14 protein-coding genes are annotated in these 12,589 nt (G+C 70.4%); all 14 read left to right on the plus strand.

What is annotated here, in order from left to right:
- Positions 1 to 5: 5 nt before the first annotated feature.
- Positions 6 to 752 carry a phosphatidylinositol phosphate synthase gene (gene pgsA / locus ACKTSN_RS37890; RefSeq protein WP_409473208.1) on the plus strand — a complete coding sequence of 249 codons (747 nt, stop codon included), beginning with the start codon at positions 6 to 8 and terminating at the stop codon, positions 750 to 752.
- The gene (locus ACKTSN_RS37895; protein ID WP_409473209.1) at positions 749 to 1,657 is read left to right on the plus strand and encodes a phosphatidylinositol mannoside acyltransferase; all 909 of its coding nucleotides are present in this window, start codon (positions 749 to 751) and stop codon (positions 1,655 to 1,657) included. The genes pgsA and ACKTSN_RS37895 overlap by 4 nt, the downstream gene beginning before the upstream one ends.
- A complete protein-coding gene (locus tag ACKTSN_RS37900; protein WP_409473210.1) occupies positions 1,654 to 2,829 on the plus strand; it encodes a glycosyltransferase family 4 protein in 1,176 nt (391 codons plus the stop codon). Before ACKTSN_RS37895 ends, ACKTSN_RS37900 begins: the two co-directional genes overlap by 4 nt.
- Before the next feature lie 85 nt (positions 2,830 to 2,914).
- Positions 2,915 to 3,457 carry a hypothetical protein gene (locus tag ACKTSN_RS37905; RefSeq protein WP_409473211.1) on the plus strand — a complete coding sequence of 181 codons (543 nt, stop codon included), beginning with the start codon at positions 2,915 to 2,917 and terminating at the stop codon, positions 3,455 to 3,457.
- A 190-nt stretch (positions 3,458 to 3,647) separates the two neighbouring features.
- A complete protein-coding gene (gene pdxS, locus ACKTSN_RS37910; protein ID WP_256361949.1) occupies positions 3,648 to 4,496 on the plus strand; it encodes a pyridoxal 5'-phosphate synthase lyase subunit PdxS in 849 nt (282 codons plus the stop codon).
- A gap of 12 nt (positions 4,497 to 4,508) precedes the next feature.
- Positions 4,509 to 5,117, plus strand: coding sequence for a pyridoxal 5'-phosphate synthase glutaminase subunit PdxT (pdxT, locus tag ACKTSN_RS37915; RefSeq protein WP_409473212.1), 609 nt, complete (start codon positions 4,509 to 4,511; stop codon positions 5,115 to 5,117).
- 48 nt (positions 5,118 to 5,165) lie between these two features.
- Positions 5,166 to 5,918 (plus strand): YebC/PmpR family DNA-binding transcriptional regulator, encoded by a 753-nt coding sequence (locus tag ACKTSN_RS37920; RefSeq protein WP_224737020.1) that lies wholly within the window; start codon positions 5,166 to 5,168, stop codon positions 5,916 to 5,918.
- Positions 5,919 to 6,037: 119 nt separating this feature from the next.
- Positions 6,038 to 6,583: a crossover junction endodeoxyribonuclease RuvC gene (gene ruvC / locus ACKTSN_RS37925; RefSeq protein WP_409473213.1), complete on the plus strand. Its 546-nt coding sequence runs from the start codon at positions 6,038 to 6,040 to the stop codon at positions 6,581 to 6,583.
- Positions 6,580 to 7,185 carry a Holliday junction branch migration protein RuvA gene (ruvA, locus tag ACKTSN_RS37930; protein WP_409473214.1) on the plus strand — a complete coding sequence of 202 codons (606 nt, stop codon included), beginning with the start codon at positions 6,580 to 6,582 and terminating at the stop codon, positions 7,183 to 7,185. The genes ruvC and ruvA overlap by 4 nt, the downstream gene beginning before the upstream one ends.
- 86 nt (positions 7,186 to 7,271) lie before the next feature.
- Positions 7,272 to 8,348: a Holliday junction branch migration DNA helicase RuvB gene (ruvB, locus tag ACKTSN_RS37935; protein ID WP_409473215.1), complete on the plus strand. Its 1,077-nt coding sequence runs from the start codon at positions 7,272 to 7,274 to the stop codon at positions 8,346 to 8,348.
- A 164-nt stretch (positions 8,349 to 8,512) separates the two neighbouring features.
- A complete protein-coding gene (gene yajC / locus ACKTSN_RS37940) occupies positions 8,513 to 9,004 on the plus strand; it encodes a preprotein translocase subunit YajC (RefSeq protein ID WP_409473216.1) in 492 nt (163 codons plus the stop codon).
- A 132-nt stretch (positions 9,005 to 9,136) separates the two neighbouring features.
- Positions 9,137 to 10,867 carry a protein translocase subunit SecD gene (gene secD / locus ACKTSN_RS37945; RefSeq protein WP_409473217.1) on the plus strand — a complete coding sequence of 577 codons (1,731 nt, stop codon included), beginning with the start codon at positions 9,137 to 9,139 and terminating at the stop codon, positions 10,865 to 10,867.
- 1 nt (position 10,868) lies between these two features.
- Positions 10,869 to 11,972, plus strand: a complete 1,104-nt coding sequence (gene secF / locus ACKTSN_RS37950; protein ID WP_409473218.1) for a protein translocase subunit SecF — start codon at positions 10,869 to 10,871, stop codon at positions 11,970 to 11,972.
- A complete protein-coding gene (locus tag ACKTSN_RS37955; protein ID WP_409473219.1) occupies positions 11,969 to 12,508 on the plus strand; it encodes an adenine phosphoribosyltransferase in 540 nt (179 codons plus the stop codon). Before secF ends, ACKTSN_RS37955 begins: the two co-directional genes overlap by 4 nt.
- The last annotated feature ends 81 nt before the right edge of the window (positions 12,509 to 12,589 follow it).

Raw genomic sequence — 12,589 nt, forward strand, 5'->3', positions numbered from 1 at the left:
CTACGATGGGCCAGCCGGTGGCCAGCAGGGGCCGCGCGGCGACACCGACCCTCGGGAAGGCCATGCTGAACAAGTACGCGCGTGCATTCTTCACGCGTGTCCTCACACCGTTCGCCGCGTTTCTCATCCGCCGGGGCGTGAGCCCGGACACGGTCACGCTGATCGGCACGGCCGGCGTGATGGCAGGCGCGCTGGTCTTCTACCCCCAGGGCGAGTTCTTCTGGGGCACGGTCGTGATCGCGCTGTTCGTGTTCTCGGACCTCGTCGACGGCAACATGGCCCGCCAGCTGGGCCGCAGCAGCCGTTGGGGAGCCTTCCTGGACTCCACCCTGGACCGGGTCGCCGACGGCGCGATCTTCGGCGGCTTCGCCCTCTGGTACGCGGGCGGCGGCGACGACCTCGCGCTGTGCGCGGTGTCGATCTTCTGCCTGGCCAGCGGGCAGGTGGTGTCGTACACCAAGGCCCGTGGCGAGTCGATCGGCCTGCCGGTCGCGGTCAACGGTCTCGTGGAGCGCGCCGAGCGGCTGGTGATCTCCCTGGTCGCCGCCGGACTCGCGGGCATGCACAAGTTCGGCGTGCCCGGCATCGACGTACTGCTGCCCATCGCCCTGTGGATCGTTGCCGTCGGCAGCCTGGTCACCCTGATCCAGCGGGTCGTCACGGTCCGCCGGGAGTCCGCGGAGGCGGAGGCAGCGGCGGCCGGGCAGGAAAGCACGGAGAATGCCTCTCAAGGGAGGGAGGCGGCGAAATGAGCGCTCAGGAGCGGCTGACGGACGCGCTGTACGGCCTCGGCTGGGGCACGGTCAAGAAGCTCCCCGAGCCGGTCGCGGTACGGCTCGGCAACACCGTGGCCGACCTGGCCTGGAAGCGGCGCGGCAAGGGCGTACGGCGGCTGGAGAGCAACTACGCGCGCGTGGTGCCCGACGCGACCCCTGAGCGCCTTGCCGAGCTCTCCCGCGCGGGCATGCGCTCGTACCTGCGGTACTGGATGGAGTCCTTCCGGCTCCCGGCCTGGAGCGCCGAGCGCGTCAAGAGCGGCTTCGACCCGAAGGACGTCCACCACCTGACCGACGGCCTCGCCGCCGGCAACGGCGTCATACTCGCCCTGCCGCACCTGGCCAACTGGGACCTCGCTGGCGCCTGGGTCACCACGAAGCTGGAAACCCCCTTCACCACGGTCGCCGAACGCCTCAAGCCGGAGACCCTGTACGACCGTTTCGTCGCCTACCGCGAGGGCCTCGGCATGGAGGTCCTGCCGCACAGCGGCGGCACCGCGTTCGGCACCCTGGCCCGGCGGCTGCGCGACGGCGGCCTGATCTGCCTGGTCGCCGACCGCGACCTGTCCGCCTCCGGCGTCGAGGTGAAGTTCTTCGGCGACACGGCCCGCATGCCGGCCGGACCGGCCCTGCTGGCCCAGCAGACGGGCGCGCTGCTGCTGCCGGTGACGCTCTGGTACGACGACTCGCCCGTCATGCAGGGCCGCGTGCATCCCCCGATCGAGGTACCCGAGACAGGTACCCGGGCCGAGAAGACGTCTGTGGTGACACAGGCGCTGGCAGACGCCTTCGCCTCGGGGATCGCCGACCATCCGGAGGACTGGCACATGCTGCAGCGCTTGTGGCTCGAAGACCTCGACCCCGCGAAGGGGCCGTCGTGAGGATCGGCATCGTCTGCCCGTACTCCTGGGACGTGCCGGGCGGCGTCCAGTTCCACATCCGCGATCTCGCCGAGTACTTCATCCGCCTCGGGCACGAGGTGTCCGTCCTCGCCCCCGCCGACGACGACACCCCGCTCCCGCCGTACGTCGTCTCGGCCGGCCGAGCGGTCCCGGTGCCGTACAACGGCTCGGTGGCCCGGCTGAACTTCGGCTTCCTGTCGGCGGCCCGGGTGCGACGCTGGCTGCACGACGGCGCGTTCGACGTGATCCACATCCATGAACCGGCGTCGCCGTCCCTGGGCCTGCTGACCTGCTGGGCGGCACAGGGCCCGATCGTCGCCACGTTCCACACCTCCAACCCCCGCTCGCGCGCGATGATCGCCGCGTACTCGATCCTCCAGGCGGCGCTGGAGAAGATCAGCGCGCGGATCGCGGTCAGCGAGTACGCCCGCCGCACGCTGGTGGAGCACCTCGGCGGGGACGCGGTCGTCATCCCCAACGGCGTCGACGTCGACTTCTTCGCCGAGGCCGAGCCGAACCCCGACTGGCAGTCGGAAGGGGAGGGCGGCACGATCGGCTTCATAGGGCGCATCGACGAGCCCCGCAAGGGCCTGCCGGTCCTGATGCGGGCGCTGCCCAGGATCCTCGCCGAGCGCCCGCAGACCCGGCTGCTGGTCGCGGGCCGCGGGGACGAGGAGGAGGCGGTGGCGTCGCTGCCTTCGGAGCTCCGCTCGCGCGTCGAGTTCCTCGGCATGGTGAGCGACGCGGACAAGGCCCGCTTCCTGCGCAGCATCGACCTGTACGTGGCGCCCAACACCGGCGGCGAGAGCTTCGGGATCATCCTGGTCGAGGCGATGTCGGCGGGCGCGCCGGTCCTGGCGTCCGACCTGGACGCCTTCGCGCAGGTCCTCGACCAGGGCGCGGCGGGGGAGCTGTTCGCCAACGAGGACGCGGACGCGCTCGCCGCGGCGGCGGTGCGGCTGCTCGGTGACCCGGCACGCCGCGCCGAACTGCGCAGGCACGGCAGCGCCCACGTCCGCCGGTTCGACTGGTCGACGGTCGGCGCGGACATCCTGTCGGTCTACGAGACGGTCACGGACGGCGCCGCGGCGGTGGCGGCCGACGAACGCACCACGGGGTTGCGGGCACGGCTGGGGTTGGCACGGGACTGACTGCGGAAAAACCGGCCCGGCCGGCGTTTGAGGCCTGCAAGCGCGTCGGCTCACCCGGCGGAGCGCCCCGGTAGCCTTGCCGCCCGTGACCGCAACCCTCATCTGGATCCTTGTCGCCCTCATCGCGATCGGCCTCTACCTGAGCTGGACGGCGGGCCGGCTCGACCGGCTGCACGCCCGTATCGACGCGGCCCGTGCCGCGTTCGACGCGCAGCTGCTGCGCCGCGCCTCGGTGGCACAGGAACTGGCCACGTCCGGCGTGCTGGACCCGGCGGCGTCGATCGTGCTCTACGAGGCGGCGCACGCCGCACGGCAGGCCGAGGAGGACCAGCGGGAGGTCGCCGAGAGCGAGTTGAGCCAGGCCCTGCGGGCCGTGTTCGCGGACCCGCAGCAGGTCGAGGCGGTCCGTGCGGCGCCCGGCGGCGAGGCAGCGGCCCGCGAGCTCACGGAAGCGGTCCGCCGGGTGCCGATGGCCCGCCGCTTCCACAACGACGCCGTACGCGCGGCCCGCGCCCTGCGTCGCCACCGCAAGGTCCGCCTGTTCCGCCTCGCGGGCCACGCCCCGTTCCCCATGGCCTTCGAGATGGACGACGAGCCGCCGACGGCCCTGGCGGACCGGGCCGCCTAGCCCGCCGTACCGGAAAACGATCCACCGCCTCCTCATTGGCCCTTGCTGTGGCCTGCATCCGTCACGTTTCCTCGGTCCAGCAAGAAACCCTCTTTCCATCGAGTGAGGTCAACCCGTGTCCACCACGCTCCCCAACTCCGCCCAGCCCGACGAGAACACTGCGACCGGCACCGCCCGCGTGAAGCGCGGCATGGCCGAGCAGCTCAAGGGTGGCGTCATCATGGACGTCGTCACGCCGGAGCAGGCGAAGATCGCCGAGGACGCGGGCGCCGTCGCCGTCATGGCCCTGGAGCGCGTGCCCGCCGACATCCGCAAGGACGGCGGCGTGGCCCGTATGTCCGACCCGGACATGATCGAGGGCATCATCAACGCCGTCTCGATCCCCGTCATGGCCAAGTCCCGTATCGGTCACTTCGTCGAGGCCCAGGTCCTGCAGTCCCTCGGCGTGGACTACATCGACGAGTCCGAGGTCCTCACCCCGGCCGACGAGGTCAACCACTCCGACAAGTGGGCCTTCACCACCCCCTTCGTCTGCGGCGCCACGAACCTCGGTGAGGCCCTGCGCCGCATCGCCGAGGGCGCGGCCATGATCCGCTCCAAGGGCGAGGCCGGCACCGGCAACGTCGTCGAGGCCGTGCGCCACCTGCGGCAGATCAAGAACGAGATCGCCCGCCTGCGCGGCTACGACAACCACGAGCTGTACGCCGCCGCCAAGGAGCTGCGTGCCCCGTACGAGCTGGTCAAGGAGGTCGCCGAGCTCGGCAAGCTCCCGGTCGTGCTGTTCTCCGCCGGTGGTGTCGCCACCCCCGCCGACGCCGCCCTGATGCGCCAGCTCGGCGCCGAGGGCGTCTTCGTCGGCTCCGGTATCTTCAAGTCCGGCGACCCGGCCAAGCGGGCCGCCGCCATCGTGAAGGCCACCACCTTCTACGACGACCCGAAGATCATCGCCGATGCGTCCCGCAACCTCGGCGAGGCCATGGTCGGCATCAACTGCGACACCCTCCCCGAGACCGAGCGCTACGCCAACCGCGGCTGGTAAGGCACCACACCCATGAGCCACACCCCCGTCATCGGCGTTCTGGCCCTCCAGGGCGACGTACGGGAGCACCTCATCGCCCTGGCCGCGGCCGACGCCGTGGCCAGGCCGGTGCGGCGCCCCGAAGAGCTCGCCGAGGTCGACGGCCTCGTCATCCCCGGCGGCGAGTCCACCACCATTTCCAAGCTGGCCGTCCTGTTCGGCGTGATGGAGCCCCTCCGCGCGCGCGTGCGGGACGCCATGCCCGTCTACGGCACCTGCGCGGGCATGATCATGCTCGCCGACAAGATCCTCGACCCGCGCTCGGGTCAGGAGACCGTCGGCGGCATCGACATGATCGTGCGCCGTAACGCCTTCGGGCGGCAGAACGAGTCCTTCGAGGCAGCGGTCGACGTGAAGGGCATCGCGGGCGATCCTGTGGAGGGCGTCTTCATCCGCGCCCCCTGGGTCGAGTCCGTCGGCGCCGAGGCCGAGGTGCTCGCCGAGCACGACGGCCACATCGTCGCGGTCCGTCAGGGCAACGTGCTGGCCACGTCGTTCCACCCGGAACTGACCGGCGACCACCGTGTACACAGCCTCTTCGTGGACATGGTGCGCGCGAACCGGACAGCGGAGTCCTTGTAGGATCTCTGGCGTCGTTGCAGAGATGGGTTACGCGAAGGAGACAGGCAGATGTCCGGCCACTCTAAATGGGCCACGACGAAGCACAAGAAGGCCGTGATCGATGCCAAGCGCGGCAAGCTCTTCGCGAAGCTGATCAAGAACATCGAGGTCGCGGCCCGTATGGGCGGCGCCGACCCCGAGGGCAACCCGACGCTGTACGACGCCATCCAGAAGGCGAAGAAGTCGTCGGTTCCGAACAAGAACATCGACTCCGCGGTCAAGCGCGGCGCCGGCCTGGAGGCCGGTGGCGCCGACTACGAGACGATCATGTACGAGGGCTACGGCCCGAACGGCGTCGCGGTGCTCATCGAGTGCCTCACCGACAACCGCAACCGCGCCGCCTCCGAGGTCCGCGTCGCCATGACCCGCAACGGCGGCTCCATGGCCGACCCGGGCTCCGTGTCGTACCTGTTCAACCGCAAGGGCGTCGTCATCGTCCCCAAGGGTGAGCTGACCGAGGACGACGTCCTGGGTGCCGTCCTGGACGCGGGCGCCGAGGAGGTCAACGACCTCGGCGAGAACTTCGAGGTCATCAGCGAGGCCACCGACCTGGTCGCGGTCCGCACCGCTCTGCAGGACGCCGGGATCGACTACGACTCCGCCGAGGCCAACTTCGTCCCGACCATGCAGGTCGAGCTGGACGAGGAGGGCGCCAAGAAGATCTTCAAGCTGATCGACGCGCTCGAGGACAGCGACGACGTGCAGAACGTCTTCGCCAACTTCGACGTCAGCGACGACATCATGGAGAAGGTCGGCGCGTAGCGCTGCCGCGGACGCCGCGAGTTTCGGCGGGCCGGTGGGATGCCCCCCACCAGCCCGCCGCCGTTGTCGGTGGCACCCGATAGCCTGCACAAACAGGCGATCGAGAGGGAGGGGCGCGCATGCGGGTACTGGGTGTGGACCCGGGGCTGACCCGGTGCGGTGTCGGTGTCGTCGAGGGGGTTCCCGGGCGGCCGCTCACGATGCTCGGCGTCGGCGTCGTCCGTACGCCCGTCGACGCCGACCTCGGTCACCGCCTGGTCGCCATCGAGCAGGGCATCGAGCAGTGGCTCGACGAGCACCGGCCCGAGTTCGTCGCCGTGGAGCGGGTGTTCAGCCAGCACAATGTGCGCACGGTGATGGGCACGGCCCAGGCCAGCGCCGTCGCCATGCTCTGCGCCGCCCGCCGCGGCATCCCCGTCGCCCTGCACACCCCCAGCGAGGTCAAGGCCGCCGTCACCGGTACCGGCCGTGCCGACAAGGCCCAGGTGGGCGCCATGGTCACCCGCCTGCTGCGGCTGGACGCGCCGCCCAGGCCTGCCGACGCCGCCGACGCCCTTGCGCTCGCCATCTGCCACATCTGGCGCGCCCCCGCGCAGAACCGGCTCCAACAGGCCATCGCCCTGCACACCGCACAAGCAACAGCATCGAAAGGCCGTACGGCATGATCGCCTTCGTCAGCGGCACGGTCGCCGCCCTCGCCCCCGACGCCGCGGTGGTCGAGGTCGGCGGCGTCGGCATGGCCGTCCAGTGCACGCCCAACACGCTCTCGACGCTCCGCATCGGCCAACCCGCCAAGCTCGCCACCTCCCTGGTCGTACGGGAGGACTCCCTGACGCTGTACGGCTTCGCGGACGACGACGAGCGCCGGGTCTTCGAGCTGTTGCAGACCGCGAGCGGCGTCGGCCCCCGCCTGGCGCAGTCGATGCTCGCCGTGCACACTCCGGACGCCCTGCGCCGCGCGGTCGCGACCGGCGACGAGAAGGCCCTCATCGCCGTCCCCGGCATCGGGAAGAAGGGCGCCCAGAAGCTGCTTCTGGAGCTCAAGGACCGTCTGGGCGAGCCGATCGGCGCCCCCGCGGCCGGCACCCCGGTCACCAGCGGCTGGCGCGACCAGCTGCACGCCGCCCTGATCGGCCTGGGCTACGCCACCCGCGAGGCCGACGAGGCGGTCGCCGCGGTCGCCCCGCAGGCCGAGGCCGCCGACGGCACCCCCCAGGTCGGCCGGTTGCTGAAGGCCGCCTTGCAGACGCTCAACAGAGCCCGCTGACGAGGGGCACCGTGCAGGGCACGGGACAGAAGCGTCCTGAAATCGCCCCCGAGAAGCCGGAAACCGCCCACCGCAGGAGAATTTCAGTGAACTGGGACGACACGACCGACACCCCCGCCGCCGCCGCGGAGCGGCTGGTGGGTTCTGTCGCCGACCGTGAGGACCAGGCCGTCGAGGCCGCACTGCGACCCAAGGACCTGGACGAGTTCATCGGCCAGGAGAAGGTCCGCGAGCAGCTCGACCTGGTCCTGCGCGCCGCACGCGCGCGTGGCGCCACCGCCGACCACGTGCTGCTCTCCGGCGCTCCCGGCCTCGGCAAGACCACCCTCTCGATGATCATCGCGGCCGAGATGGGTGCCCCGATCCGCATCACCTCCGGCCCCGCCATCCAGCACGCCGGTGACCTCGCGGCGATCCTCTCCTCCCTGCAGGAGGGCGAGGTCCTCTTCCTCGACGAGATCCACCGCATGTCGAGGCCCGCCGAGGAGATGCTCTACATGGCGATGGAGGACTTCCGTGTCGACGTCATCGTCGGCAAAGGCCCCGGCGCCACGGCCATCCCGCTCGAGCTGCCGCCGTTCACCCTGGTTGGCGCCACCACACGCGCAGGCCTGCTGCCGCCCCCGCTGCGCGACCGCTTCGGCTTCACCGCGCACATGGAGTTCTACGAGCCGGCCGAACTGGAGCGCGTCATCCACCGCTCCGCGAGCCTGCTGGACGTCGAGATCGAGGCCGACGGTGCCGCCGAGATCGCCGGCCGCTCCCGCGGGACCCCCCGTATCGCCAACCGCCTGCTGCGCCGCGTACGGGACTATGCGCAGGTAAAGGCTGACGGGATCATCACGCGCGAGATCGCGGCCGCGGCGCTGAAGGTGTACGAGGTCGACGCCCGCGGACTCGACCGCCTCGACCGCGGCGTGCTCGAAGCCCTGCTCAAGCTGTTCGGCGGCGGACCGGTCGGCCTGTCCACGCTCGCCGTCGCGGTGGGGGAGGAGCGCGAGACCGTCGAGGAGGTCGCCGAGCCCTTCCTCGTACGGGAGGGCCTGCTGGCCCGCACCCCGCGCGGCCGCGTCGCCACCCCCGCGGCATGGGCGCATCTCGGCCTCACCCCGCCCCGCACGGGAGCCGGGGGAAACGGACAACAGGACCTGTTCGGGGCGTGACGGCGAGGGCATTGGCCGGACCAGGAACCCCGGTGCCATGCTGAGCGTTGTTCCATGCGCGCGGACTCGCTTAGACTCCGCCGATGCCGCCTTCCCCGGCGGCAGACATACCCCCATCCATCAGGCCGCTCACCTGCGCGGTCGTGCGAAGGAAAATTCGTCCCGTGAATAGCCTCGTGACCCTCCTCCCGTTCATCGTGCTCATCGGGGCCATGATCCTGATGACCCGCTCGGCCAAGAAGAAGCAGCAGCAGGCCGTCGACATGCGGAATCAGATGCAGCCCGGTTCCGGCGTCCGCACCATCGGGGGCATGTACGCAACGGTCAAGGAGGTCAACGAGGACACGGTCCTCCTCGACGCCGGCCCGGGCGTCGAGCTCCTCTTCGCGAAGAACTCGATCGGTGCCGTGCTCTCCGACGACGAGTACAACCGCATCGTCCACGGCATCGAGCACGACCTGAAGTCCGACGCGGACTCCGTCCCGGACGACGCCTCCTCCCTCACCGAGACCGACGAGTCCGCCGACGCCGCCGCCTCCGCCGACAAGTCCGTCGACCTCGGCAAGAAGGACGCGGACGAGGAGCCCTCCGACAGCACCGCGGCCGAGACGGACGACGAGCCGAAGAAGACCGACGGCGGCTCCGACGCGAAGTAGTCATGTTCCGGAAGGCGCGGGCCGGGCGCGCGCGCCCCGGGACATGCGCATCTCGCACGGGATCCCGACACCATGTCATGGCCGCTCGCCCGCTGACCCGGCGTGCGGCGGCCCGAGAGGGAGTACGAGAAGGTGGCAGCACCTAAAAAGGGCCGGAGCGCGAGTGCCCAGAGCAAGCCGGGGCGCTCGCTGGCCCTGATCCTGATCGCCATCGTGGCGCTCACCGGGGGAATGTTCGCCTCCGGGCACACCACTCCGCGTCTCGGCATCGACCTGGCCGGTGGTACGAGCATCACGCTCCGGGCTGTCCCCGAGGACGGCAACGAGGCCGCGATCAACAAGAAGAACATGGACACCGCGGTCGACATCATGAACCGCCGTGTCAATGGTCTCGGTGTCTCGGAGGCCGAGGTCCAGACCCAGGGCGATCGCAACATCATCGTCAACATCCCCAAGGGCACCAACTCGGAGGAAGCCCGGCAGCAGGTCGGCACCACCGCCAAGCTCTACTTCCGTCCCGTCCTCGCCACCGAGGCAACCGGCGGCCCCGCGACGTCGCCTTCGCCCAGCGCCTCCACCAGCGGTTCGGCGAGCCCGTCGGCCTCCGGCTCCGAGAAGGCGAGCGAGACCCCCTCGGCGTCCGTCACCACGCAGGGCCGCGCCGTCACCGACGCACTGAAGGCCGACCCCACTCCCACCCCCTCGGGGTCCGCATCGCCCAGCGCCTCCCCGTCGGCGAGCGGCGGCACCACCGACGACAGCAAGCTCCAGGCCCAGTACGCGGCCCTCGACTGCAGCAAGGAAGCGACCCGGGCCACGGCCGGCGACGGCGCCAAGCCCGAGGAGTCGACCGTCGGCTGCGGTGAGATCCAGGGCGTCTGGTACAAGTACCTGCTCGGCCCGGCCGGCGTGGACGGCACCGAGGTCGACAAGGCCCAGGCCGTCTACGACACCCAGAGCGGCGCCGGCTGGAAGGTCCAGATGGACTTCACCGACGCGGGCGCCAAGAAGTTCGCCGACATCACCGGCAAGCTCGCGCAGAACCAGTCCCCGCAGAACCAGTTCGGCATCGTCCTGGACGGCGAGGTCGTCTCCAGCCCGTTCGTCAGCCAGTCCATCACCGGCGGCAACGCCGAGATCTCCGGCAGCTTCACCCAGCAGGAGGCCGAGAGCCTCGGCAACATCCTGTCGTACGGCGCCCTGCCGCTGACCTTCAAGGAGGACAGCGTCACCACGGTGACCGCGGCGCTCGGCGGCGAGCAGCTCCAGGCCGGTCTCATCGCGGGTGCCATCGGTCTGGCCCTGGTCGTCCTCTACCTGCTGGTCTACTACCGCGGCCTGTCGTTCATCGCGATCCTCTCCCTGATGGTCTCCGCCGCCCTCACGTACGTGATCATGTCGCTGCTCGGCCCGGCCATCGGCTTCGCGCTGAACCTGCCGGCCGTCTGCGGTGCGATCGTCGCGATCGGCATCACGGCGGACTCGTTCATCGTGTACTTCGAACGGGTCCGGGACGAGATCCGTGAGGGCCGCTCGCTGCGCCCCGCGGTCGAGCGGGCCTGGCCGCGCGCCCGGCGCACCATCCTGGTCTCCGACTTCGTGTCGTTCCTCGCCGCCGCGGTGCTCTTCATCGTCACCGTCGGCAAGGTCCAGGGCTTCGCGTTCACGCTCGGCCTGACCACCCTGCTGGACGTCGTGGTGGTCTTCCTCTTCACCAAGCCGCTGCTGACGCTCATGGCCCGCAGGAAGTTCTTCGCCAGCGGCCACCCGTGGTCCGGTCTCGACCCGAAGCGACTCGGTGCCCGGCCGCCGCTGCGCCGCACCCGCCGTCCCGCCGCCCCCGTCGAAACGAAGGAGGCGTGAGATGTCGAAGCTCGGCAACCTCGGCGCCCGACTGCACCGAGGCGAGGTCAGTTACGACTTCGTCGGCAACCGCAAGATCTGGTACGGCATCTCGATCCTGATCACCATCACGGCCATCGTCGGCCTGGCGGTGCGCGGCCTGAACATGGGCATCGAGTTCCAGGGCGGTGCCGTCTTCACCACGCCGAAGACGTCCGTCTCGGTCTCCCAGGCCGAGGAGTACGCGGAGGAGGCGTCCGGTCACGACGCCATCGTCCAGGGGCTCGGCAACGGCAGCCTGCGGATCCAGATCGCCGGTATCGACACCGACAGGTCGGACCAGATCAAGGAAACGCTCGCCGAGGACCTGAAGGTCGACTCGGAGAGGATCAACGCCGAACTGGTCGGCCCCAGTTGGGGTGACCAGATCGCCAACAAGGCCTGGCAGGGCCTCGGGATCTTCCTGATCCTGGTGGTGATCTATCTGGCGATCGCCTTCGAGTGGCGCATGGCGCTCGCCGCGTTCGTCGCCCTGATCCACGACATCACCATCACGGTCGGCATCTACGCCCTCGTCGGCTTCGAGGTCACACCGGGCACGGTGATCGGTCTGCTGACGATCCTCGGTTACTCGCTCTACGACACGGTCGTCGTCTTCGACAGCCTCAAGGAGCAGACGAAGGACATCACCAAGCAGACCCGCTGGACATACAGCGACGTCGCCAACCGCTCCATCAACAGCACCCTGGTCCGCTCGATCAACACCACCGTGGTGGCGCTGCTGCCGGTGGCGGGCCTGCTGTTCATCGGTGGCGGTGTCCTCGGCGCCGGCATGCTCAACGACATCTCGCTGTCGCTGTTCGTCGGTCTCGCGGCCGGTGCGTACTCCTCGATCTTCATCGCCACGCCGCTCGTCGCCGACCTCAAGGAGCGCGAGCCGCAGATGAAGGCCCTGAAGAAGCGCGTCCTCGCCAAGCGGGAGAAGGGTGAGCCGCTGGAGGCCGAGACCGCCGGCGAGTCGTTCGCCGACGAGCCCGAGGACGCAGCCCCGGCCGTCGTCGGCCCGCGCAACCAGCCCGCGTCCCGCAACCGGGGCCGCGGCCGACCCTCGGGGAAGGGCCGATGACCGACATCAAGGAGCTGCTGCTCAGCCGCATCCGCGACGTGTCCGACTACCCGGAGCCGGGCGTGATGTTCAAGGACATCACTCCGCTCCTGGCGGACCCGGCGGCGTTCACCGCGCTCACCGACGCGCTGGCCGAGATCACCGGGCGCACCGGCGCCACGAAGATCGTCGGCCTGGAGGCCCGTGGCTTCATCCTCGGCGCCCCGGTCGCCGTCCGGGCTGGCGTCGGCTTCATTCCCGTACGCAAGGCGGGCAAGCTCCCCGGAGCCACCCTCCGCCAGGCGTACGACCTGGAGTACGGCTCCGCGGAGATCGAGGTGCACGCCGAGGACCTGACCGGAGGCGACCGTGTCCTGGTCGTCGACGACGTCCTCGCCACCGGCGGCACCGCCGAGGCCTCCCTCGAGCTCATCCGCCGGGCCGGTGCCCAGGTCGCGGGCGTCGCCGTCCTGATGGAACTGGCGTTCCTGAACGGCCGCGCCCGCCTGGAACCGGCCCTCGACGGGGCACCCCTGGAGGCGCTCCTCACCGTCTGAGCCGGCGTTCAGGACGTCGGCCCGGCACCTGCGCGCAAGGCAGGCGAAAGGCGCACGCCACCCGTATGACACCGCTGAGGC

The organism is Streptomyces flavusporus (genome assembly GCF_046267975.1).
Classification (GTDB): Bacteria; Actinomycetota; Actinomycetes; order Streptomycetales; family Streptomycetaceae; genus Streptomyces; species Streptomyces flavusporus.